23 protein-coding genes and 2 pseudogenes are annotated in these 24,059 nt (G+C 39.5%); 16 read left to right on the top strand and 9 right to left on the bottom strand.

Features of this window, described 5'->3' with window-relative positions; all coding sequences use genetic code 11:
- Positions 1-309: 309 nt before the first annotated feature.
- On the bottom strand, positions 310-1,011 hold the full coding sequence (gene dsb, locus SOI81_RS15925; RefSeq protein WP_239974974.1) for a DsbA family oxidoreductase: 702 nt from the start codon (positions 1,009-1,011) through the stop codon (positions 310-312).
- A gap of 177 nt (positions 1,012-1,188) precedes the next feature.
- Between dsb and SOI81_RS15920 the strand changes: the two genes are divergently transcribed.
- Positions 1,189-1,947, top strand: coding sequence for a hypothetical protein (locus SOI81_RS15920; RefSeq protein WP_239974972.1), 759 nt, complete (start codon positions 1,189-1,191; stop codon positions 1,945-1,947).
- Between the two features lie 21 nt (positions 1,948-1,968).
- Here the strand turns inward: SOI81_RS15920 and hmrR are convergent, their stop codons facing one another.
- Positions 1,969-2,334 (bottom strand): MerR family transcriptional regulator, encoded by a 366-nt coding sequence (gene hmrR, locus SOI81_RS15915; RefSeq protein ID WP_239974970.1) that lies wholly within the window; start codon positions 2,332-2,334, stop codon positions 1,969-1,971.
- Positions 2,335-2,405: 71 nt separating this feature from the next.
- Between hmrR and SOI81_RS15910 the strand changes: the two genes are divergently transcribed.
- Entirely contained in the window at positions 2,406-3,053 is a 648-nt protein-coding gene (locus tag SOI81_RS15910; RefSeq protein WP_239974968.1) for an RBBP9/YdeN family alpha/beta hydrolase, read from the top strand.
- Positions 3,054-3,297: 244 nt separating this feature from the next.
- The gene (locus tag SOI81_RS15905; RefSeq protein WP_239974966.1) at positions 3,298-3,789 is read left to right on the top strand and encodes a hypothetical protein; all 492 of its coding nucleotides are present in this window, start codon (positions 3,298-3,300) and stop codon (positions 3,787-3,789) included.
- 43 nt (positions 3,790-3,832) lie between these two features.
- Here the strand turns inward: SOI81_RS15905 and fadA are convergent, their stop codons facing one another.
- The 3 genes and pseudogenes from fadA to SOI81_RS15890 all read right to left on the bottom strand — a co-directional run bounded on the left by fadA (position 3,833) and on the right by SOI81_RS15890 (position 7,426).
- Entirely contained in the window at positions 3,833-5,005 is a 1,173-nt protein-coding gene (gene fadA / locus SOI81_RS15900) for an acetyl-CoA C-acyltransferase FadA (protein WP_016142399.1), read from the bottom strand.
- Positions 5,006-5,017: 12 nt separating this feature from the next.
- Positions 5,018-7,171, bottom strand: a complete 2,154-nt coding sequence (gene fadB, locus SOI81_RS15895; protein WP_239974964.1) for a fatty acid oxidation complex subunit alpha FadB — start codon at positions 7,169-7,171, stop codon at positions 5,018-5,020.
- Positions 7,172-7,321: 150 nt separating this feature from the next.
- Positions 7,322-7,426, bottom strand: a pseudogene (locus SOI81_RS15890) (hypothetical protein).
- Positions 7,427-7,744: 318 nt separating this feature from the next.
- Between SOI81_RS15890 and lpxO the strand changes: the two are divergent.
- The 7 genes from lpxO (at position 7,745) to SOI81_RS15850 (ending at position 14,502) form a co-directional block, all read left to right on the top strand.
- Positions 7,745-8,659, top strand: a complete 915-nt coding sequence (gene lpxO / locus SOI81_RS15885) for a lipid A hydroxylase LpxO (protein ID WP_320540992.1) — start codon at positions 7,745-7,747, stop codon at positions 8,657-8,659.
- A gap of 168 nt (positions 8,660-8,827) precedes the next feature.
- Entirely contained in the window at positions 8,828-9,358 is a 531-nt protein-coding gene (locus SOI81_RS15880) for a CHAP domain-containing protein (protein ID WP_320540991.1), read from the top strand.
- A gap of 133 nt (positions 9,359-9,491) precedes the next feature.
- A complete protein-coding gene (uvrC, locus tag SOI81_RS15875; RefSeq protein WP_320541592.1) occupies positions 9,492-11,291 on the top strand; it encodes an excinuclease ABC subunit UvrC in 1,800 nt (599 codons plus the stop codon).
- A gap of 121 nt (positions 11,292-11,412) precedes the next feature.
- Positions 11,413-12,207 (top strand): thioesterase family protein, encoded by a 795-nt coding sequence (locus SOI81_RS15870; RefSeq protein ID WP_320540990.1) that lies wholly within the window; start codon positions 11,413-11,415, stop codon positions 12,205-12,207.
- A gap of 118 nt (positions 12,208-12,325) precedes the next feature.
- Positions 12,326-12,913, top strand: coding sequence for a CDP-diacylglycerol--glycerol-3-phosphate 3-phosphatidyltransferase (gene pgsA / locus SOI81_RS15865; protein ID WP_016142390.1), 588 nt, complete (start codon positions 12,326-12,328; stop codon positions 12,911-12,913).
- A gap of 126 nt (positions 12,914-13,039) precedes the next feature.
- Positions 13,040-13,894, top strand: coding sequence for a methylated-DNA--[protein]-cysteine S-methyltransferase (locus SOI81_RS15855; RefSeq protein ID WP_414017391.1), 855 nt, complete (start codon positions 13,040-13,042; stop codon positions 13,892-13,894).
- Positions 13,891-14,502 (top strand): alpha-ketoglutarate-dependent dioxygenase AlkB family protein, encoded by a 612-nt coding sequence (locus tag SOI81_RS15850; RefSeq protein WP_016144153.1) that lies wholly within the window; start codon positions 13,891-13,893, stop codon positions 14,500-14,502. The genes SOI81_RS15855 and SOI81_RS15850 overlap by 4 nt, the downstream gene beginning before the upstream one ends.
- A gap of 195 nt (positions 14,503-14,697) precedes the next feature.
- Here SOI81_RS15850 and SOI81_RS15845 read toward each other — a convergent pair whose 3' ends face one another.
- Positions 14,698-15,471: an IclR family transcriptional regulator gene (locus tag SOI81_RS15845; RefSeq protein ID WP_016142387.1), complete on the bottom strand. Its 774-nt coding sequence runs from the start codon at positions 15,469-15,471 to the stop codon at positions 14,698-14,700.
- A 367-nt stretch (positions 15,472-15,838) separates the two neighbouring features.
- Here SOI81_RS15845 and SOI81_RS15840 point away from each other — a divergent pair.
- From SOI81_RS15840 to ydhJ, 4 genes and pseudogenes are all read left to right on the top strand, one after another.
- A pseudogene (locus tag SOI81_RS15840) lies at positions 15,839-15,970 on the top strand (hypothetical protein).
- Positions 15,961-18,060, top strand: a complete 2,100-nt coding sequence (locus SOI81_RS15835; RefSeq protein WP_320540989.1) for an FUSC family protein — start codon at positions 15,961-15,963, stop codon at positions 18,058-18,060. The pseudogene SOI81_RS15840 and the gene SOI81_RS15835 overlap by 10 nt, the downstream one beginning before the upstream one ends.
- On the top strand, positions 18,053-18,259 hold the full coding sequence (locus SOI81_RS15830; protein ID WP_032054272.1) for a DUF1656 domain-containing protein: 207 nt from the start codon (positions 18,053-18,055) through the stop codon (positions 18,257-18,259). Before SOI81_RS15835 ends, SOI81_RS15830 begins: the two co-directional genes overlap by 8 nt.
- Before the next feature lie 39 nt (positions 18,260-18,298).
- Entirely contained in the window at positions 18,299-19,300 is a 1,002-nt protein-coding gene (ydhJ, locus tag SOI81_RS15825) for an HlyD family secretion protein (protein ID WP_002114928.1), read from the top strand.
- A 44-nt stretch (positions 19,301-19,344) separates the two neighbouring features.
- Here ydhJ and ruvX read toward each other — a convergent pair whose 3' ends face one another.
- From ruvX to recN, 3 genes are all read right to left on the bottom strand, one after another.
- On the bottom strand, positions 19,345-19,785 hold the full coding sequence (ruvX, locus tag SOI81_RS15820; RefSeq protein WP_016142383.1) for a Holliday junction resolvase RuvX: 441 nt from the start codon (positions 19,783-19,785) through the stop codon (positions 19,345-19,347).
- Entirely contained in the window at positions 19,785-20,339 is a 555-nt protein-coding gene (locus SOI81_RS15815) for a YqgE/AlgH family protein (RefSeq protein WP_003654562.1), read from the bottom strand. Before SOI81_RS15815 ends, ruvX begins: the two co-directional genes overlap by 1 nt.
- A 125-nt stretch (positions 20,340-20,464) precedes the next feature.
- Positions 20,465-22,132 (bottom strand): DNA repair protein RecN, encoded by a 1,668-nt coding sequence (recN, locus tag SOI81_RS15810; RefSeq protein ID WP_016142382.1) that lies wholly within the window; start codon positions 22,130-22,132, stop codon positions 20,465-20,467.
- A 114-nt stretch (positions 22,133-22,246) separates the two neighbouring features.
- Here recN and SOI81_RS15805 point away from each other — a divergent pair, with 114 nt between their 5' ends.
- Both SOI81_RS15805 and SOI81_RS15800 read left to right on the top strand, forming a co-directional pair.
- The gene (locus SOI81_RS15805) at positions 22,247-23,557 is read left to right on the top strand and encodes a tetratricopeptide repeat protein (protein ID WP_320540988.1); all 1,311 of its coding nucleotides are present in this window, start codon (positions 22,247-22,249) and stop codon (positions 23,555-23,557) included.
- A gap of 76 nt (positions 23,558-23,633) precedes the next feature.
- Complete coding sequence (locus tag SOI81_RS15800; protein WP_004795031.1) at positions 23,634-23,960, top strand: pyrimidine/purine nucleoside phosphorylase; 327 nt, start codon at positions 23,634-23,636, stop codon at positions 23,958-23,960.
- Positions 23,961-24,059 lie beyond the last annotated feature (99 nt).

Here is a 24,059-nt window from a genome sequence, read left to right as displayed (position 1 = left end):
AAATCAAGAGGGCGACACAAAAGTTAAGTAAATTTAACTTTTTTTACATATTTGAAATAAAGGAAAAAGTTTAAGCTATTAGCCATTATTTTTAGCCAAAAAAAATCCCCCATTACTGGAGGATGATAGATCAAGGAAACTTCAAATTCCGATCATTAAACACATAAAAAACAGAACATTACAGCGCGAATATTCTAAGCGGCAATAATAAACTGATTTTTGGCAATTGGGTAGTTCTTTTTTTAGAACGCTCTATTGCTAAAATGATGATAAAACATACGATTTGATCACATTTTTAAATGTGTTCATTTATTTCTGTGGAATATCACATGATTCATCAGTACAAACAGCTGCATCATCTTGCTCAACTTCTTCAGTATTTGCCTTGATTTGCGCTTTTTCTAAGACTTGTAAAAAGACTTCACGAGGTTGAGCGCCAGCAAGAGCAATTCTTTGATCAAATACAAAAAATGGTACACCAGTTACATTGAGCTGTTCACGTGCAATTTTTTCATCATGGCGGACAAAGTCAGCTAGTTCATTAGTATCTAATACATACTCAACTTCGGCATTATCAAGGCCAATACGTGATGCAATTTCTTCTACAACTTCACGCTCGCCAATTGCGAGGCCTTCAGTCATATAAGCATGAAAAAACGCTTCTTTAGCTTCATTACCTAAACCTTTGCTTTGAGCAAGGTGAATAATGCGGTGTGCATTGAAACTATTGCCCGAGTTCGCCTTTTGCCATTGGAAATCAATACCTTCAGAGGCAGCCATGGCCGCAATATTGCGTTCCATTTCTTCCATCTCTTCATAGGTACGGCCATATTTTTGAGCCAAACGTTCAGTATTTGAAGTGTCATGTTTTGCTGGCGCGTCAGGATCCAATTCAAAACTATGCCAGTGGATTTCAAGCTCAATACCGGCTTCAGCAGCTACATGTTCAAGACGTTTTTTGCCGATATAACAGAAAGGGCAAACTACATCAGACCAGACATCAACACGCATGGGAGAATCTCATAAATTTTAATTACCCATCATAATAGGGATGATGGATCAGGATTTAAAGCTTTGAGTAGCGAATACAGTGTTGCGTATTGTGAAATAAATGGCATATAAAGAAGAATAAGCTCTATTTTATAACTATAAAGAGCAAAACTATAAGAATGGAAATAGGAGGTGTGTATGCGCCGAGTTTTGATTGCGATTGCAAGTCTGATTGTTATCACAAGTATTATTTTTTTCACCTATCAACATATCAAACAGCAGCAGGCCAAAGACAGTAGTCAAATGTTTGATGTCGTCATGACTGAAAAAATGAATCAGCTTTATGAACAAGCGCAAGATTGGTCTAAACCTGTCCAGCTCGATATTCATGATAAACGTTTGGCAGGACACTATAAGCAAATTTCAGAATTTCTATTAAGTTATTGGATTCAAAATATTAACGCACGAAATGCATATTTAAGAGAACTCAAAGCAGCCAAATGGGACACTTTTTTAAATGTGGACCGGTTAGATCTTGATAAAAAGCAAAAATTTGTAGAAACCGAAAAGATGCTAGCTGATGTTCGTACAGCTTCGAATCAGTATCAAACTGAATATGAAAAAATTCATAAAACTTTCTTAGCCAAGGTTCAAGAATTATCTGTTGATGCAGAGATGAGGCAACTGCTCGAAATGAAATTGGGAACTCAGCAAAAAGCAGATCAAGACCATGCAATTTTTATCATTGAACTACAAATTTTGGATAAAGCGGAACAAATGTTTAAGCTTCTAAAAAATTATGAGTGGCAAAAGAAAGATCAGATGATTCTTTTTCATGAAAATGCTCAGGTCAAAAAGTTTAATGGGCTTTATCAAGACGTTCTGAAGCTGAATGCAAAAATTGAAAAAATTAAGAAAAGAAATGTAGCTTCACTCGAAGGAGATTTAAAAGAATAAGCAGAGTATGAGCATCAAGAATTATAGTTTGGTGTTCTCGGCTTTTCCTTTGGTTAAAAAAGATTGTAATAAACTTTGAGAAGTTTGTAGTTTGTTTAACTGCTCAGACACGTGCATGAGTTCAGTTTGTAGTTTTTCTTGAACTACTGAACACAGTGTAAATACACGTTCATCTAAATCAAAACAAGGTAGCAAGACCTGAATATCTTTTAAGTGCATGCCTGCATCATTTAATATTTTAATTTTCTTAATGTTTTCAATATCTTTTTGCGTATAGCTTCGATAGTTATTGCTCGCTCGATGAGGCTTTATAAGCCCTAAACTCTCGTAATAACGCAGCATTCGAGGGCTTACTTTTGTGAGCTCTGAAACTTTAGCTAAGTTCATAAAATGAGGTTGACCTTAACAGTGGTGTCATAGTTTAGCATGTTTTTATCTTTCAAAATGGTACTTGTTCCATGATGAGAAAACTCATTTTATTGGTGTTATTCGGACTAATAGCATTTGTTGCAAATGCCAAAACACTTGAACTTCAGGAGAAGAACATGCGTCAAATATTTGTGCTTCACGGTTACTCTGCTTCTATCGATGATCATTGGTTTCTAGATTTAAAACATCAAATAGAAGATGAACATACGACTGTTACCTTAATTCCATTTCCAGATTCTGAGAACCCTGATGTAGAGGCATGGCAGAAAGTTTTAGATCAACAGATCCCGAGTGTGGATGAAAATACCTATTTTGTTGCGCACAGTTTAGGGGTAATTACGTTACTGCACTTTTTGCAAAGACATCAGTATCAAAATATTGGAGGAATGATTTTAGTATCCGGATTCTCTGGTTTCATTTCAGATTCTTCTGTACTTAATAGTTATATAACGAAGAGTAAAGTCGATACAAATGACTTTAAGGGTATAAAGAAAAAGCTGGTGTATTTGTCCGATAATGATGATTTAGTTCCGCCAAAATTGACGATTGAATTGGCGAAAGAAATTGATGCGCCGTACATTACCGTTCCTAATGGCGGACACTTTTTAGGTAGAGAAGGTTATACGAAATTTCCGCAATTAGTTGATTCTTTAAAAGAGATGTTAGAGAGCAAATAAAATTTATAAGATAAATCGCACTCTATAATCTGAACACTTTTGTTCAAGTTGTAGAGTGTTTTATTAGAATACGGTTTTAATAAATAGAAGAACCCTACTATTACATTAAAAAATTTAATTATATTTACCGTTTATCTGAGCATTACTGAATCAAATTCGACTTTGTTGTAGCCTATTTATAGATACTTTTAATTTAATCATCATCTTTTAATTGGAATAGGATGACTGATTTTTGGAGCAAGTTATGAACTTTCTAAAACAATCAGCCTTCATTGCTGCATTTGCTTTTATGGGTTTACCGACTGTTCAAGCAGAAGAGGTGGCTACCTTACCTACAATTCGCGTTATGGCTGAATCTGAGCTACGTGAAGAGGTGGGCTTTGTACCTTTCCAAGAAGATAAAAAAGTGCGTCAGGCGCTACAACATCATGAGTATAAAACTCATTACGATATACAGAATGCTTTAGTCCCTGAAGGCATGACGACAGTAGATTATCAGCCAGTTATGGCACAGCCTGATTTATCTCAACTTTCTCCGTTCCTACAACAATACATTTTAGCGGTAGCGGGTGGGATACAGTCTTCTGATCCAACCAATGGTATTTTCGAAATGTTAAGACCATTGAACATTAACCGAAGTAACGTTGGTGCTTATCGTGATGGTACGATGAAAGTGAATATTGATGACCTCATAAATTTACGGAAGCAAATCGAAAGTGGATTAGCCGGCCGATAAAAAAATCCCCGCACTGAGCGGGGATTTTTTATCTTGGTGTTAATTAAACACGTTCGATCACTGTTGCAATACCTTGACCAAGGCCGATACACATGGTCGCAAGACCAATTTGAGTATCTTGTTGTTCCATTACGTTTAACAACGTAGTGGTGATACGTGCACCAGAACAGCCTAGTGGGTGACCAAGAGCAATCGCACCACCATTTAAGTTCACGATGTCTTGTTTGTCATAAAGACCTAAGCCTTTAAGAACAGACAAACCTTGTGCAGCAAATGCTTCATTTAACTCAACAGTCTGGATATCGGCAATTGATAAGCCAGCACGTTTAAGCGCTTTTTGAGTTGCTGGAACTGGACCGTAACCCATGATTGCTGCATCACAGCCTGCAACCGCCATAGAGCGGATCACGGCACGTGGTTTTAAACCTAATGCTTGTGCGCGTTCAGCAGACATAAGTAACATAGCAGAAGCACCATCAGATAAAGCTGAAGATGTAGCAGCAGTTACAGTACCGCCTTTAGGGTCAAATACAGGACGTAATGCTTTGAACGCTTCAAGGTTTGCATCTGGACGAATTACTTCGTCGATGTCGCAAAGGATTTTGAAGCCATTTGCATCGTGACCTTCAACACCAACGATTTCGTTTTTGAAACGGCCTTCTTGAGTTGCAGCCCAAGCACGGCGGTGAGATTCAACACCAAAAGCGTCTTGTTCTTCACGGCTAATGCCATTCATGCGACCTAACATTTCAGCAGTTAAGCCCATCATGTTAGATGCTTTTGCATAGTGTTTAGATGCTTCTGGGTTTAAGTCGATGCCGTGCATCATACCTACGTGACCCATGTGCTCTACACCACCAATAATGAAGATATCACCTTGGTTTGTTGCGATCTGTGCAGCAGCAGTATGAAGTGCTTGCATAGAAGAACCACAAAGACGGTTTACCGTTTGACCAGCAACAGTTTTTGGTAAGTCAGCCAATAAGCCGATGTTACGGCCAATGTTCATACCTTGTTCTAAAGTCTGGTTTACACAGCCCCAGATCAGGTCTTCAACTTCGTTTACATCAAACTGGTTACGAGCAACGAGTGCACGAACCAATTCAGCAGATAAGCTGTCAGCACGTACATTACGGAACATACCGTTTTTGGTTTTACCCATTGCAGAACGTACGCCATCAACGATGACAACGTCACGTGGATTTAAAGTAGCCATTCACGTTGCTCCTTAACCGTAGAATTTTTTGTTGTTAGCAGCCATGTCGCGCAACATTTGTGGCGCTTCATAAGCCTTACCTAAGTGTGCATATTTGTCGCAAAGTGCAACGTATTCAGCAACACCTGTTTGGTCGATATAACGACATGGACCACCACGGAATGGAGGGAAACCTACACCCATAATCATTGCCATGTCTGCTTCAGCAGCAGTAGCAACGATGTTGTCTTCTAAGCAACGAACTGTTTCGTTACAGAAAGCCAGCATCATGCGGTCAATGATTTCTTGGTTATCAAACTCGCGTTTTTCACCAGTAACGAAAGGAGCAATGATTTCATATGCTGTTGGATCAACAGTTTTTGCTTTCTTGCCTTTCTTATCGAGTTCGTATTTGTAGAAACCAACGTCATTCTTTTGACCAAGACGTTTAGCTTCGTACATTGCTTGGATTGAACCTTTGTAGTCTGGCTTCATACGGTCTGGGAAACCTTCAGCCATGACTTCTGCACCATGTACACCCGTGTCGATACCTACAACGTCGATGAGGTAAGCAGGACCCATTGGCCAGCCAAACTTAGACATTACATTGTCAACTTGTTGGAAGTCTGCGCCATCTTTTACAAGAAGGTCGAACGCACCAAAGTAAGGGAACAATACACGGTTAACCAAGAATCCTGGGCAGTCGTTTACAACGATCGGTGTTTTACCCATTTTTTGAGCAAGAACAACTGTAGTTGCAATCGCTTCTTCAGAAGTCTTTTCACCACGAATGACTTCTACAAGCGGCATCATGTGAACTGGGTTGAAGAAGTGCATACCAACGAAGTTTTCAGGACGTTGTAATGCTTTTGCTAAACGCGTGATTGAAATCGTAGAAGTATTAGAAGCAATAATCGTATTCTCACGAACATTCTTCTCAGTATCCGCAAGTACCATTTCTTTAACTTTTGGATTTTCTGTAACTGCTTCGATCACGATATCAACTTCTTTAAACTCATCGTAGCTTAAAGTAGGACGGATACGTGCAAGCGTTTCACCCATTTGCGCAGGTTTCATTTTCTTGCGTTCAACTTGCTTAGTTAACAAGCTGTTTGCTTCTTTCATACCTAGAGCAAGTTGTGGGTTACCAATATCTTTCATGATAATTGGTGTGCCTTTGCTTGCTGCTTGGTAAGCAATACCACCACCCATGATACCAGCGCCGAGTACAGCCGCTTGGTTTACAGGGTGAGCACCTTTTTCATGTTTTTTAGCAGTTTTCTTAACCACTTGGTCATTGAGGAATAAACCGATCAATGCACCAGCTTGTGGAGTAATAGCAGCTTTTGCAAAGCCTTCAGCTTCAGCTTTTAACGCTTCATCACGCGCAAGGCTTGCACCTGCTTGTAATGAATCAAGTAATAATTTTGGAGCAGGGTATTGAGCAGGATTTGCTTTAGCAAGTACTGCACCTTTTGCAGTATTGAACGCCATCATTTGTTCAAGTGGGTTCAATTTTACCGCTTCAAGCTTTTCTTGACGTTTTGCTTTCCAGTTTAAACGACCAGAAATTGCTTGCTTAACCAAGTCAGTCGCAGCTTCAATTAGTTTATCAGCAGCTACAACCGCATCTACAGCACCATCTTTTAGCGCAGCAGCCGGTTTCTTAGGAGCAGCCATCGCCATCCATTCAACTGCGTTGTCGATACCGATCAAACGGCTTAAACGTACGCTACCACCGAAACCTGGATAAATACCAAGTTTAATTTCCGGTAAGCCCACTTGTGCAGCTTCTGACATCACACGATAGTCACAAACTAAACACATTTCAAAACCGCCACCTAACGCCATACCGTTAATAGCAGCAACTTTTGGAATTTCTAAATCTTCAAAGCTATTGAAGATTTCGTGAACAGGCATAAGCCAGTCAACAATCGCTTTTTCGCCTTGTGCGAAGTTTTCACCAAATTCGGTAATGTCTGCCCCAACAATAAATGTTGATTTGCCCGAGGTAACAACTAAGCCTTTAATATCATTATTTGCTTTTACCGCAGCAATAGCAGCTTGGAAATCTTCAATTGTTGCACGGTTAAATTTATTGACCGACTCACCTTGTAAGTCAAAGCGGAATTCTGCAATTCCGTCCGAAAGCATTTGGACGGTAATGGCATTGCCAGCGTGGATCATGCCTGATCTCCTTAGTTTTGGAGGACTTCTAAGTTGATGTTATGAAGCGTGTGTACAGCTTCGGTACACATTTATGCTTCGCTAATCTTACGATAACTATATCTAAAAAAAACCTGACAAGTTGTATCAAGCCGTGACGCAAGGGTCATCTTATTTACTATTCAATTCATCTATATGAAATGCATAAAGGAAATCATAAAGATAGGAGTTAACTTAAGGCATTTGTTTTAATTTAATTTTTTCTTTATCAGGCATTCAAGTTATTAAATTTTTATAGCAAAACCATTCAGTTTTAAAAGTTAATTTTTTGTCAAAAATGTCAATTGTGAATAGGCTAGACTGTAAATCACAGTATAAATATTGATGAATTTTAAACCCCTTGAAGTTAGGGAAAAATACAGTATGTTTTAAATTTTTATTGAAACAATGCTGACTATTATTTGACTTAATTTTTTTACATTCGCTTTTTATAAGTCAATTTTGTTAAAATTTGCGCCAATTAAATAAACTTCCGGTTTCTCTCTCCTTAAACATAAGGCGAAGTTGCCCCTAATCTTTTGAAAGAGTAGCAATATGATTAAGTGGATCATATTAGCGATTTTTGTGATATCAGCATTGTATATCCAACATCGCGGCAAAGTGCGTCACTCGTTTTATCGTCAATTTTTTGACCATTCAACCTTGCTCGCACCGATTAACTTTTTAATGTACATCTTTTCAAAGGTGCCGAATCAACCTTATATCGATACACAGCATTTTAACGATTTAAAAGTGCTGGATGAGAATTGGGAAATGATTCGAGATGAAGCGAAAGCTTTATATGACCAAGGTGGGATTAAAGCCTCAAGTACTTACAATGACTTAGGTTTTAACTCATTCTTTAAAACAGGTTGGAAGCGTTTTTACCTCAAATGGTATGAATCGAGTCATCCGTCTGCTGCTGAGCTTTGCCCAAAAACTACAGCACTTCTTAAAACATTGCCGACAATTAAAGCAGCAATGTTTACCGAGCTTGCACCTGACAGCCGTTTGGTAAGACACCGTGATCCATATGCAGGTTCTTTGCGTTATCACTTAGGTCTAATTACACCAAATGATGACCGTTGTTTTATTGATGTCGATGGTGAAAGATACTCTTGGCGTGATGGTCAAAGTGTCGTGTTTGACGAAACTTATATTCACTATGCTGAAAATAAGACCGATCAAAACCGCATTATTTTCTTTGCAGACGTTGAACGTCCAATGAAAGTGAAATGGATGGAACGTTTCAACCATTGGTTTGGTCGCAAAGTCATGACTGCGGCAAGTTCACCGAATGAGACAGGTGACCAAACAGGCGGTTTAAATAAAGCTTTTGGTTATGTCTATCAAATTCGTATTAAAGCCAAGGCTTTAAAAGCTAAAAACCGTAAGTTGTATTACTTCTTAAAATGGGCCCTCATGCTTGGAATTTTCTTCCTGATTTTTGTTCGACCATACGTGTTTTAATTAAAGCGCCCGAAAGGGCGTTTTTTTATTGCATAGAGCAATTAAACACTTTTGTGACTCACTTCACAGTGATGGCAATTTGTTACAACTATTAAAAACCAATAGGCAATTTTGATTCTACAATGGCGCGGTTTTTTCGAAGACTGGTTAGCGGAAGTAGGTTTTAAAATGGCTCATGCTCATCACGCAGCTCATGCATATGTTCACCATATCAAAGTGAGAAAAGAAAATAGTTCTCAAGGCGATTTAAAAACTAAAGCGATGTTAAGCAAAGCGGCTTCGAAGACTGAAAAATCTAAACGATCTAAAAGCAAAAGCCATAAATCTGAAGATCAAAATATTAATTTGCATAACTTCTCAAGTAAGCTTGAAAGTATATCTGCCAATCATAGTAAAGAGAAATGCGCCAAAAATATTCGTATTGCTCTACAAGCGGCAGGGGCAGATGTATCAAAGCATCCTGTAGCTGCTTCCGACTGGGGACATACGCTGGAAAAAAACGGTTATAAAAAAATTAAACCTGCTTTTAATCGTCCACAAGAAGGCGATATTTATATTATTGAGCGAACAAGTGGTCATACTTATGGTCATATTGCAGGTTACACAGGCAATGGCTGGTTCTCGGATTTCCGTCAAAAAACCTATGCGGTCTATAAAGAAAAAGACGTGAAATATAGTTACTATCGTCTCGATTCTTAAGCGAGTACGACATAGTTTGTCGGGCCATATCCAAATCTGTTTCCAAATTTATGTTCTGGCACAGTAAAGCACTTGAAAAGTAGAAGTGAAAACATCACATTAGGTATTCAGTATTAAGCCATGCATGCCAATAGTGAATCAAAACGCTCGTCCCCATATTGAAAAAATTTTAGCCAACATGACCCAACTTCCAGGTGTTTACAAAATGCTAGGGAAGGAGGGCGAATTGTTATATGTCGGCAAAGCAAAAAACCTAAAAAATCGGGTGTCGAGTTATTTTGTTAAAAAGATTGAGCATCCTAAAACTCAAGCTTTAGTTGCACGAATTTATGATATTGAAACTTTGGTTACTCGTTCAGAAACTGAAGCTTTACTCCTAGAACAAAACTTAATTAAACAATATCGCCCGCCGTATAACATTATGCTGCGGGACGATAAGTCATATGTCTATATTTTTGTTTCGGCCGATAAGCCTTATCCTCGGCTTGCTAGTGGCCGCGGCAAAGGGAAGCACCAAATTGGTAAGTTTTTTGGGCCTTACCCAAGTGCTTATAGCGCACGTGATACATTACTGGTTTTGCAAAAACTTTTTAATGTACGTCAGTGTGAAAATAGCTATTTCTCACAGCGCAAGCGCCCATGTTTGCAATACCAGATCAAGCGGTGTTCAGCTCCTTGTGTAGGTCTGATTTCGCCCGAAGATTATAAAGAAGACGTTAATAATAGTATTCGCTTTTTGCAAGGTGATACCAAAGAGCTTAATCAAGAGCTCATTGCAAAAATGGAACAAGCGGCGGCTGAGCTCGAATTTGAAAAAGCTGTTTTTTACCGTGATCGTTTATCTTTATTGCGTGAAGTACAAGCCCTACAAGCCGTATTTAAGGTCAAAGGCGAAGCAGATATTCTGGCAATTGCATATCAAGCAGGCGTGACATGCGTGCAAATTATGTATGTACGCAATGGGCGAATGCTAGGTGGAAAAAGTTATTTCCCAGACATGCTAGGTGATGATCTTGGGCAAATGCTCAGTGACTTTATAGCGAACTTTTACTTTCAGGTTGCAGATGAAGTACCCAATGAACTCATTGTGAACATCGCATTGCCTGACTGTAAAGAATTAGAAGAAGCATTGGCGCAGCAGTTTGGGAAAAAAGTTCAGATTAAGAGTAATGTTCGAGAAACTCGTGCCGAGTGGCTAGAGTTAGCTGAAATGAACGTTCAGCATGCCATTAAAGGGCAGTTGAGTAATCATTTAGAACTTAATGAACGTTTCCATCAGTTAGAGCAAGTGGTGGGAAGACCTGTCGATCGTATTGAATGTTTTGATATTAGTCATACTATGGGTGAAGCTCCAATTGCTTCATGTGTCGTGTTTGACCAAGGCGGAGCGCGTAAGCGTGACTACCGCCAATTCGCGATTCAAGACATCACGGCAGGCGATGACTATGCTGCTATGCGACAAGCTTTAACACGCCGTTATAAAAAGGCCATATTGCCTGATTTACTGTTGATTGATGGTGGTAAAGGTCAACTCCATATGGCAATGGAAGTTATGCAAGAGCTTGGACTAGATGCTTTTATGGTGGGTGTATCCAAAGGTGAAGGGCGTAAACCCGGACTTGAAACTCTGCATTTTACTGATGGCACGAAAATCCAGTTACCAGAAGACCATAAAGCATTGCATTTAATTCAACAGGTGCGTGATGAGGCCCATCGTTTTGCGATTACTAAACATCGTGCTAAACGTGATAAACGCCGTAGTACCTCAGTTCTGGAAGCAATTCCAGGATTAGGACCAAAGCGTCGTCGAGATTTATTAACTCATTTTGGTGGGATTCAAGGTGTTTTAAAAGCATCTGAAAAAGAGCTCACTCTTGTGCCCGGTTTTGGTGAGATGATGGCGAGAACGATTTATAAAATTCTGCATGAATAAAGCTACGTTTCTATACTGAGTGACCAAATAGTTGGTATATAAGTAGAAGAATGACCATTCACATTCCCTTTAAAATGATGAAAGATGTTTCATCAAGAGTCAGAGTGCTTTAGGGAAGTGAATGTCATTACTGCAATTATTTGAAGAAATAAAACAAAAGGAATGGATTGAAATACCTGAAGGGTGGTTACAAGGGCGAACCGTTTTTGGTGGTCTTGTCGCTGGATTACTCATGCAAAAAGCCTGCTGCAATATTCAAGATCCAAATAAAAGATTATTAAGCTGTAATATTACTTTTGTGGGGCCTGTACAGCAGGGGCCTGCTAAATTGACTATTGAAATTTTAAGGGAAGGTAAGTCGGTCACTACGCTTGAAACCCGTTTATGGCAAGATGGGGCGGTACAAACCATTTTGGTTGCGAGCTTTGGTGTACCTCGTGCATCGAGTATTAATGTGCGGCAAGAACCTAGAGTTCCAGTTTATGCACCACCAGAAGATTTACAACCTATTCCTTTTGCTAGACAAATGCCAGAATGCTATCAACATTTTGATGTATGCTGGGCAGAAGGTCACTATCCTGTTACAGGAAGTCAGTATGCTGACTTTGGAGGATGGTCAAGGTTTTCTCCAGAGAAGCATGAAAATCGTCAAATGACTTTGCCAGATTTAATTGTTTTGATGGATATTTGGCCACCTGGTGTATTGCCGATGTTTAAGCAAGTTGCTCCTGCAAGTTCTTTAACTTGGCACATTACCTATGTCCATCCGTTTCAACATCAATTGTATGACTGGTTTAAATATAAAGTGGTAACTGAATATGCGGGTGAAGGTTATTCCACAGAAGCTGCCCATCTTTGGGACCAAAATGATCATTTAATTGCAATTTTACGGCAAACTGTTACGGTATTTACTTGAGCAGTCCACTTCCTCGATTCATATATTTCGTATAAAGTGGCTGTTACAGATAGATACAATATTGAAGAAAGTATTTTTGTCTGTTACAAGATGCTTGAAGACTTAATTGGCGGTGTTTATGACCACAGGGCGAATCCTGAATATCCCAAATATCCTAACGTTGGCGCGTATCGCGCTTATTCCTGTATTTTTGGTGATTGCGTATTGGCCGCCTGCAATGGGTATTGGTGAGCACGAAGGAAGTATGAGTCGTCATATTATCTTGACGGCTATTTTTGTGTTTGCTGCTATTACCGATTGGTTTGATGGCTATTTGGCACGAACTTTAAACCAGACTTCAGCATTTGGCCGTTTCTTAGATCCAGTTGCAGATAAGCTCATGGTGGCGGCTGCACTGATTGTTTTAGTACAGTGGAACCCAACCATTTCAATGGCTTTTGCAGCAATTGTGATTATTTCACGAGAAATTACAGTTTCTGCTTTACGTGAATGGATGGCTGAACTGGGTGCACGCACCAGTGTGGCAGTATCGACTGTAGGTAAATATAAAACAGCCTTTCAGATGATTGCCATTAGTGTGTTCTTACTCAATTGGGAACCTTTAGAAATGCTTGCCTATGCTTTGTTATATACAGCGGTCATTTTAACTTTATGGTCTATGTTTATTTATCTCAAAGCAGCTTGGCCTTATTTAAAGCAACCTTAAGTGCATATTGAATGATGAAGCCTTTCTACAATGAAAGGCTTTTTTATTTTTGAAGAGTGCAAGAATCGGGTCGTCACAAGACTTTGGCTACTTTAATGTAAGATATAAGTGCTAAGGAGGTGACACATGCAAATGCTTTCTTCTCGGCAATTTGCTGTAATTGCCACTGTAATTGAATATTTATATGAACATCTGGACCAGCAACCCAGTCTGGAGGATGTTGCGAGTCATATGAATTTAAGTTCAGGTTATATCCAACGTCAGTTTCAGGAATGGGTAGGGATCAGCCCTAAAAAATTCGTTCAATATATAAGTTTGCAGCAGGCCAAATATTATCTGTTGCAACAACGGAGTTTATTAGAAACTGCGTTAAATACGGGTTTATCTGGTACTGGTCGTTTACATGATCTGTTTATTCAGCTTGAAGGGATGACACCCGGTGAATATAAACAGCAGGGCGAAGGCGTTATTCTTAATTATTCGGTTGAGACAAGCCCATTTGGTGAGTTGTTGGTGGTCAGTAGTGAAAAAGGCATATGTTCTATTCGATTTATCGAAACTCACGAGAATATTGAACATCTCATTCAACAGTCTTTTCCGAAAGCTCAATTAAAAAATCAGTCACCGATTTGGCATCAACAAATTGCAAAGTGGTTTGAACAGGATTTTTCAGAACACTTACAGCAAAAACTTCCTCTTAATTTGGCTGGCACCCCATTTCAGCTACAAGTATGGGAAGCTTTGCTCACCATTCCAGAAGGGCAACTTCGGACTTACCAAGATATTGCAGAGCAAATTGGCAAGCCTAAAGCAGTTAGAGCCGTTGCTACCGCAATTGGACAAAATCCGATTGCATATTTGATTCCTTGCCATCGAGTGATCCGCGCAACAGGAATGGTCGGAGAATATCATTGGCAAAAAGGGCGTAAATTGGCATTGTTAGCTTGGGAGATGTCAAAGCAACACGGAGAAACTGTATGACCTTGGATTTATTTTCTCCAGAGCCTTGTGAGAATTTATTACCCTACGATGGTGAAGTTCAGGACTATGGTTGTATTTTAAGCCCTGAAGAAGCTGAACAATATTTTCACTATCTTTATCAACACCTCGCGTGGAAACATGACGAGGCTAAGTTGTATGGCAAGCACTTTATTACAGCTCGAAAAGTTGCATGGTATGGAGATGACTACTATCAATATAAATATTCGGGTGTCGCACGTGATTCTTTACCTTGGGACAAAGCACTTGCCAAACTAAAACAACAGGTAGAACAAATACTTTCAGAAAAATTTAATTCTTGTTTGGCAAATCTTTATGAAGATGGGACTCAAGGAATGGCTTGGCATAGTGACTCAGATGTGTCTTTGGCAAGAACAACCACAATCGCTTCTTTAAGCTTTGGTGCTACCCGAAAATTTTCTTTTAGACATATTCAAAGTAAAGAGAAAGTTGAATTGTGGCTACAGCCAGGCCAACTCATTGTGATGCGTGGTGAGACTCAACAATATTGGCAACACCGTTTAAATCGCTCAACAAAGATTTTACAACCGCGTATTAACCTTACTTTTCGGCAATTTCAGTTTTTATAACCTTCCTTAAAAAAGCGGGCAAGAAAAAAGCTCATGATGGCAGCATGAGCTTATTCCTCTGAGGGGGATGCTTCTATTGATGAGCTGCTGATGAAAAGAATCACCAATAGGAGCTAAAATCATAATATGAGAATATTGTGATATATTCAATGTTTTAAAGTGTAAGAAAAGTTTAAATTATCATAAGATGGAGTTTTAGATTTCACCTTTTTCAGATAATTCCATAAAACGTTGTTCAATAAGTGCTGCATTTTCTTGCAAAATTTCAATGAGCTTTTCAACATTTAAAAAATCAAAACGATTCTTAGAGGCGACTAAAGTCAAAGCTAAAGGTACTTCTTTGGTTGAAAATCGAACAGGAACGGCAAGACCTGAAACATTCGGATCAATCTCACCTTGTGAGAAATAGAACCCTTGTTTTTTAATTTTACGCATACGCTGAATAAAGCTTGGTTCATCTTCAGCAAAGCCTGATTGTTTTAATTCTTGCTGATAACGGTGGTAGTAGTCCTGCATTCGTTGTTTACTTAAATGCGAAACCATTGTTTTTGGAGATGATCCAACGTAAATCGGTCTTGGGCAACCTCGGCCATATGAAAGTAATTCAGTGTCTTTAAATATTTCATGATGTATGTCAATGCAATAGTCATCATTTAAATAAGTAAGCAAACAGCACAGTTCGGTACGTTCTACAATATTTCGCATAAACGGTGTGCTGATCTGAACCAGTGGGTCGGTTGTTCTAGAGATATAGTCAAGAACTGCAATTTTTGAGCCTAAGGTATAATCGCCAGAGGTCCCATTAATACGCTTTAATAGATCAGCCGATACTAGCTCTTTGAGGTAACGGTAACTCGTTGGTTTGGACAAGCCAAGTTCTTCGCAAATAATATCGACATTAATGATTGGACGCGAAACCGAAAATAGGTCCAGTACAGTTAAAATTTTGCCAAAACTTGAAATTGCCATAGTGTCTTGTTCGTATCCTTTAACAACGAGTCATCTTTGAGTTTTTATAACAGAAAAAAAGAAGATTTGTCTCAATTCTAAAATAAATGCTTGATGTGAGTATTTTACTCTGACAAAGAGAAAACTTCTCTGGGCTTATACATCATATACGATAATTAAAAAATATATCAAATTATCAAATAGAGATATTTTAGTTGACTAAAACACTTTATTTTGAAAAAATTGCCAAACAAAATATCTAATCGAGAAATTGGTCTGTTCTGGGCAGGTTTCTTGATACCTCTTCTTTCCAAAGCTTGGCCGTTTAAATAGCGCCCAAACTGAAATCATCTCGGCCAATCAGGCGAGATGTGGAAAAATCATTGTATTGAAGGATGCTCCTCATATCATTTGCTTTTAAGCAAATGGCAAAGTTGTGTTGTCTTTAGAAAGGCAATCAAACATTGAAGGGCATGCTCATCAGTTCAAATCTGTATTTGAGATGAGTTCATGTTATTAAAGCAAATACTGGCGTTCCGCCCGAGTAGGCTTGATCTGATCTTTGCCTTAAAAACATTTATTGCCGGAATGTTGGCACTATTTGTTTCTTTTGAATTAGATCTAATTAACCCGATGTGGTCGATTGGTACAGTCCTGATTATTGCCAATCCATATTCAGGAATGGTTTCCTCTAAATGTGTCTACCGAGTGGTAGGGACGATTGGTGGGGCTGTAATTGCCTTAACGCTAACGCCACATCTAATTAATACACCTTGGATATTTACCGTGGTGTTGTCGTTGTGGGTGGGGTTTGCGCTTTATGTGTCGCTACTCGATCGTACTCCACGTAGTTATGCTTTTATGCTGGCGGGTTATTCGACAGCCATGATCGTCTTCAATGCAATTACCTATATTGATCAATACAATATATTTGATATTGCTTTAGCTCGGGTCATAGAAATCTCGATTGGTGTAATTTCAAGTGCCGTGGTGTCTGCCACGATTCTTCCAATGCATATTGGTTCGGCAATTAAACAGCGGGTGATCAAAACCCTCAAAGATACAGAAAATCTGTTTGCTAATTTATTAACTACAGATTCGCAGCAAAACAATACTCAGCTTCTGGCTGCCATCACTCGTGACACCACCGATATTCATGCCTTGGCAGTACATTTGAGCTATGAAAAGGGCGAACTGCATGGTATGACCAAACCATTGCAAGAAATGCTTCATCAAATCTCAATGGTGGTGGCTAATCTGGTCGCTTTATCTGAGCGTATTAAGCAGCTTCAAGAACTTCGGTTTATCGAGACTCATGCAGATAAATTGCAGCAGCTTTCAGCTCATGTTGTTCAGTTTTTAGAGCAAAAAGATCTAATTGTTGATGAAAATATTTTGCAGTTGCCTGCTGAGTTTGAAAGCGACTTCACAAGTTTGATGGAGTCGGCTTCTACACATCAACAAGTTTTGGTTGCAGCTATGAAAATGGATGTGCGCCATTTCATTAGCAATGTGTTAGCCGTTAAAGTTTTGTGGCAGCGAATTCAGCAAGGTAATAAAGAAATTCCTGACAACATTACTCCAATGACCACCAAATATCCAAGTTTACACCGTGACCATGGTGTGGCGATACGTGGTGGTATTAGTGCAGTCCTTATTACTTTTATTGTGACTGGCGTCTGGATTGTGTCGGGGTGGAAAGCTGGATTTATGATGGCACAAATGGGTGCAGTAACGGCTTGTATTTTAACGGCCTTAGATAACCCGGTGCCAGTTTTGCGTATTTTTATCTGGGGCAGTATTGCTTCAGCAGTTTTAGTCTTCGTTTATGCATTTGGTATTTTCCCGCATGTCACCACATTTTGGGAACTTGGACTGGTTTTGTTGCCAATGTTCTTATTCGCAGTGTCGATGATGGCCAACCAAATGCTGATGCCGGTAGGTATGGTATTGGGTATTAATACCATGATGGGACTAAACTTGCACAATGCTTATAGCATGGATGCAGTGTCTTATCTTGATAGTTCATTCGCCATGATCTTAGGTGTTTTAGTATCTTTGATTGTCATTGACGTTGTTCGTGCCATGTCACCAGACACGAGTGCAAGCCGTATTTTAGCATTGCATTATCGTGCTATGCGACAAGCGATTTATCTACCGTATGGCCTAGATTTTAAAGTTCATCTACGCAGTATGCTGGATCGAATTGGGATTCTAAACAGCAAAATGGTGCAGTCCAACGAGATTAAAACCTCAATTCAACAAGCATTGATTGAGTCGAGTAGTATTGTCGATTTAAGCCGACTGCAAGAGTTAGCTAATCAGTTCCCTCAAACATCCGAACTCACTCAGCATATTGGTGATTTGCAACAAAATCTGGATGAGCTGTTTAGAGCCAAAGAAAATGACAGAAACGATACAACAGCCTTAGTAGAGAAAATCTACCGAGCGTTATTTGAATTAAAACAGCTTGCTTCCAATGTTGAAGATATGACTATGCGACAAAGATTACTCATTTCACTGAACAATATTGCTTATAGCATGTGTCATGTTTCATCAGATCAAATGAGTGAAAACAGCACCCTGAGAGGAGCCCCAGCAAATGGGTGAGTTTAATGTTTATGGTATTTATGTGCCTTCTTTGCTCGTTCAAGCACTCTTGGCATATATCTGTTTCCGAGGGTTAAGCCCTTTGACAAACAAGTTGATTGCAAAAGGCTGGATTGCTTTACCTAGTATTTTCAATTTGTGTTTTTACCTGTTACTACTTTTGGTAATACATCAAATTTTTGTTGGGGTCGGTGCGTAGAGATGTTTGCGAAATTAAAGATTGAGTTAGGTGAGTGAAATGAATCAGGTGGATTTGAAAAAAGTCATCCGTCCAGTAATTTTGATTGTCGCATTAATGGTGGCGGTCTATACCATTGTGCATTTGTGGAATTACTATAATGCGGCGCCGTGGACACGCGATGGTCGAGTTCGTGGTGACGTTATTCAAGTATCTTCGGATGTCGCAGGGCTTGTTACAGAAGTATTGGTTCAAGATAACCAGACTGTGAAAAAAGGTCAGGTGCTCTTTAAAATCGATGTTTCCCGCCGAGCTTTAGATGTAGAACAGGCAAAATCTGATTTAGCAAAAGCAAATGCAGCCTTTGCCCAAGCGCAAGCTGGTTTAGCACAAGCAAAAGCGAACCTAATTAAATCTGATACGAATATTAAATTAGCCGAGAAAAACGCAAGCCGCTATTCAAATCTTATGGATGGCGCCATTTCTAAACAAGAACAAGATCAAGTTTTCGCAACACGTGATCAATCCCATGCTGAACATGAGCAACTCCAAGCTGCCATTCAGCAAGCAGAAGCAACTGTTAAACAACAACAGGCTCTCATTGAGGCGGCTACGAGTAATTTGCATTTGGCCGAGCTTAATATGCATCGTGCTGCGGTGATTGCCCCAGCTGATGGTACTTTATCTAACTTTGATATGCGCCCAGGTAACTATGTTCAGGTCGGACAAGCTGTTGCAGCACTACTTGACCGTAAACAACTCTATGTGGTGGGTTATTTTGAAGAGACTAAATTAAACCGTATTCATGTAGGTGATCAGGCCAGTGTACAGTTAATGGGTGATAGCCAGAAAATTAAAGGCCATGTACAAGGTATTGCATCGGGTATTGAAGATCGTGAACGCTCAAGCAGCTCTAAACTTCTTGCTAATGTAAATCCAACGTTTAGCTGGGTTCGTTTAGCGCAGCGTGTGCCTGTGAAAATCGTATTAGATGAAACACCGAAAAACCAGCTTGCTTTCGTCTCTGGACGTACGGCAACTGTACATATTATCGAGAAATAAAAAGAGAAGTAGAAAAGGAAGGCTTTAGCCTTCCTTTTTTATTTTTACGGTGTTAAACCGACCGGATTTCGATACCAACTCTGGATGAGCAATGCTGCTGCAAAACTATCTGCCGAGAGTTTTTTGGCTCGACCTTGCTCTTGGTAGAAGCCTAGTTCTTCTCGTGCTTCACGTGTAGTTAAACGCTCATCTACCATCAACGTTTCTATGTTGGTTTGATGGCGTAAACGTCTTGCAAATTTGCGGGCACGTGTAGAGAGCTCTGACTCGCTATCATCCATATTTAAAGGCAAACCAACCAAAAATAAATCAGGTTGCCATTCTTTCACGATTTTTAATAGCTGATCCCAGTTTGGAATACCATCTTTCATCACAAAAAGAGGGAGGGGATTGGCACTTTCAATTGAAGACTGGCCAATCGCCATTCCCATTTTTTGAGTACCAAAGTCAAAAGCCATAATCGATTTTGATGGTGTCTCGGTCATTAAGCGTGTCCGATTTCAGAAGCTAACCACGCACGATCTACACCGATTTTTTTATAAGCTGCATCCCAACGGTCGTCGTAAGGTAGGTTAAAAATTAGATCCATATCGGCATCACAAATCAGCCAATCACCACGCGTAATCTCATCTTCTAACTGATTTTTGCTCCAGCTCGCATAGCCTAGAGCAATCTGATATCGACCGACGCCTTCATTATGGGCAATCGCATCCAGAATATCTTTACTGGTGGTAATACAAACATTTTCACCTACAGCAATAGATGAATGCCATGTTGGTTGTCCGGTATGAAGAACAAATCCAGCTTCGGGACGTAATGGGCCACCTTGTAAAACCGCATGTGGGTTTACATTGTCTGCTTCAATGTCGAGATCATTGAGTAATTCTTTAATTTGGATACCGGAAGGACGATTAATAATAATGCCTTGAGCACCTTCTTCATCATGACGGGCAAGATAAATTACAGTGTTTGCAAAAAAGTCATCTGCCATTTCTGGCGGGGCAATCAGACAACGGTGAGTCAGATATTGTTTGGTCACCTAAGCGGTTCTCCCTCAAAAAATGTCATTAGAGGGCCTCTCGACCCTTTTATCTATATAGGTTCTTTTTATCAACATACAAGAGTTAATCGGATTTCGCCAATCTTTTTCACTCATTTTCTTTATTAATTTGAAGAAGCCTGAAATTTAAGTTGGCGTAATTGTTTTGCATGTTGCAAGGTTGTTTCATTAATTTCAACACCGCCTGACATACGTGCTAACTCGAAAATGATTTGATTTTCGTCTAGTTCCACAATTGTACTGCTGGCTGGGTCAGTTTGTTGTTTCTTCACTAATAAATGCTGATCAGACTGTGCTGCAACTTGTGCTTGGTGCGTAATACATAAGAGCTGAACATGTTGGGCTAAATCGGCAAGTAAACGTCCCACAACTTCTGCGGTTCCACCACTAATCCCGACATCAATTTCATCAAACACCAACACTTCTGCTTCGGTTTTTTCAGCATTCATGACTTGCATAACTAATGCAATACGTGAAAGTTCTCCACCTGAAGCGACGCGTGCTAGTGGTTGTGGTGGAATACCTTTGTTGGCCGTAAATAGAAGCTGAATAAAACTTAAGCCTTCAGCGGTAGGTTGCTCTAATGGCTCAAACTTAAACTCGAAGTGTGCCTCCGGTAGTGCTAAAGGTTTAACCTGTTCAGTTAATTGTTTAGCAAGCGGAGCAGCAGCTTCACGACGAATATGGTCTAAATGCTGAGCTTTCTCTAAGAACTCTTCATGCGACTTTTCAACTTGTTCTGCCAATGTTTCTGGATCTTCAAGCTGATGTAGTTGCTCAAGCTCACTCTGCCAAGCTTCATATTCTTCTTTAAGTGTTTCCGGTTGAGTGCGGTATTTACGAGCCAAACGATGGAAAACTTCAAGTTTAGAGTTAAGTTCTTCCATTCGTTCAGGGTCAAAGCTTTGACGATCAATAAATTGACGCAAGTTTGCTGTTGCATCATCTATTTCACTTTGAGCATTGAGTAAAGAATTATAAATCTCAGAAAGTTGTTCGCTACGCCCCGCGTGAGACTCTAGACGGCGAATAATCGAAGACATTTCTTGAGTAATATTCTGCTCAGCTTCATCTAAAACATTTAAGCTATAGCTACAGTCTTGCATGATATGTTCATGATGACTTAGCCGATCAAACTCTTGCTCAATTTCTTTATAGTCGGTTTGAATGACCTCTTCGAGTTCTTCAATTTGATGTTCTAAAGTACCAATGCGTTGTAGACGAGTTGCTTGTGCATCTAGAGCCGCTTGGTGCAAACGAATGGTACGTTGCCATGTGCTGTAAGCTTCACGTACATCATTTGCTTCAGCATAAAAATTGTTATAACGGTCTAACCAATGCTTTGGATAAGGCGGTTCAAGAAGTTGTTGCTGACTATGTTGACTATAGAGTTGAACCAGCAAGCGTCCTAACTCTTTAAGTTCAGATAGGCTACTTGGACGTCCATTGACCCAAGCTTTGCTGCGTCCAGTTGCAAAAATAACACGACGTAAATGAATTTCCCCAGAATCATCATCTAGCTCGTGGTCTTGGAGCCATTTTGCTTCAGGACTATTATTTTGATAGGTAAAAACAGCGGTAATATCCGCTTTGTCCGAACCATAACGGACATAATTTGTATCTGTACGTTCCCCGAGGCAGGCAGAGAGTGCATCCAGTAATAATGATTTTCCGGCACCTGTTTCGCCTGTTAGAACATTAAATCCTTGTTCTATATCAATAGCCAAATGATCAGCTAATGCAAAATTAATTAAAGTTAAATGTGTGAGCATAAACGCATCCAACGCGCCAAATTATGGGTTAAAGATAGAGAAGTTTTGAATTTGCTACAAGTGATCTATTATTCTAACTGAAATTATAGAACAGCAAGATTGCGGATATTTACAATGAAAAAAACATTAAGCTTACCGAAACCACCAATAGGGATGATGAACCGCCATAAAAAAAACAACCCTGCGGAAATGAATAAAATTTTAAATCAGCATTTTAATGCATTTAAACAAGCCGCAGCACAAGGGAATTATGCCAAAGCTTATCAACATGTTAAACAAGCTGTTAGCTTAGTTCCTAAGCATCCAGGTGCCTTGTCAGATTTAGCTTATACCGAATTACGCTTAGGCCGTTATAACGATGCCTATCAACATTATTTACAAGCGATTCAGGCCAGTGGAGCTAACGTAAATACGAACTTATATGATGGACTTACAGAAGTTTGCCACCATTTAAATAAAAAAGAAGAAACGATTAAATTTGGGCGCTTGGCAATTGCAACTAAAAAAGAATTAGCGAAGAGCGAACCTATCTTATCGATTCCGGATCATGCACCACCTGAGTTTAGTGCAAATCCTCAAGAGAATATTATTGCTTTTTCATTATTTGGAGCGAACCCCCGTTATTGTGAAACCTCTATTTTAAATACTCAGCTTGCCAAACAGATTTATCCAGAATGGACATGTCGATTTTATGTCGATGAAAGTGTGCCAGTACTTGTACAACAGCGCTTAAAAGAGAAAGGTGCACAAGTCATCCAAGTTACAGATTCTCAGAAACAACTATCTGGCCTGTTTTGGCGCTTTTTGGTGATGGATGACCCGACAATTAAGCGTTTTTTGATACGAGATGCCGACTCTATTGTGTCGCATCGTGAAAAAGCGGCTGTAGATGCATGGCTCAAAAGTGATAAATGGTTTCACTTGATGCGAGATAATTATTCTCATACTGAGTTGGTTTTGGCTGGAATGTGGGCCGGATGTACGGGGATTTTTCATAATATTGAAGCACATATCAGAGATTATGTTGCCACCGGACGTTATCTGGATAACCGGGTGATGGATCAGCATTATTTGCGTTACTGTATTTGGCCGACCTTAAAACAAAGTGTGCTGATACACGACAGTCAGCAATTTGATCCGGAGGCTATCGATTTTCCAGCTTATGATCTGGCGTTAATGCAAAACGACAGTGAAAGTTTTCATGTAGGGATGAATGACGGTTCACCGGTAATTGCTACAGCAGTTGCTCATCCAACCGCGCAGAAAGTGTGTTGGATACTCCTAGATGAAAATCAGGTCGAAGTTTGCAGATACGATGCAATTGTGTCTACTAGTCGAAATATTGAGATTAACTTACCTCATGCTTTTGCCAAAAAAATTCAGGCAGAGCAGTGGAAATTACAAGTCTATCCGTATGAAAACTGATTGATTAGTTATTTAGGCACAATTAAACTACATTCATCATAATTTATATAAATACGGCATTATCTGGAGAGTGTGCATGAGTTCAACCCAATTTGATCATGTAACGGTCATCAAAAAATCAAACGTTTATTTTGGCGGAGCTTGTATTAGCCATACCGTGCAATTTGAAGATGGAACTAAAAAAACATTAGGTGTTATTTTGCCGACTGAGCAGGCTTTAACTTTTGAGACGCATGTTCCTGAGCGTATGGAAATTATTTCAGGCGAATGTCGCGTAACGATTGCGGACAGCACTGAAAGTGAGTTGTTCCGTGCAGGCCAATCATTTTATGTGCCTGGTAATAGTCTTTTTAAAATCGAAACTGATGAAGTCCTCGATTATGTGTGCCATTTAGAAGGCTAAGAAATTCCTATTCAAATCGGGTACACTATGTCCAAAGAAATCCTGTGAAGTTGGCTTTGCAGGATTTTTATTTTTTTGCTCAAACGTTGTTAGAGGTCA

The organism is Acinetobacter pittii (assembly GCF_034067285.1).
In the GTDB taxonomy this organism is placed as follows: Bacteria; Pseudomonadota; Gammaproteobacteria; order Pseudomonadales; family Moraxellaceae; genus Acinetobacter; species Acinetobacter pittii_E.
The sequence above is the reverse complement of the archived record's forward strand: the minus strand, read 5'-3'. Positions and strand labels throughout refer to the sequence as shown.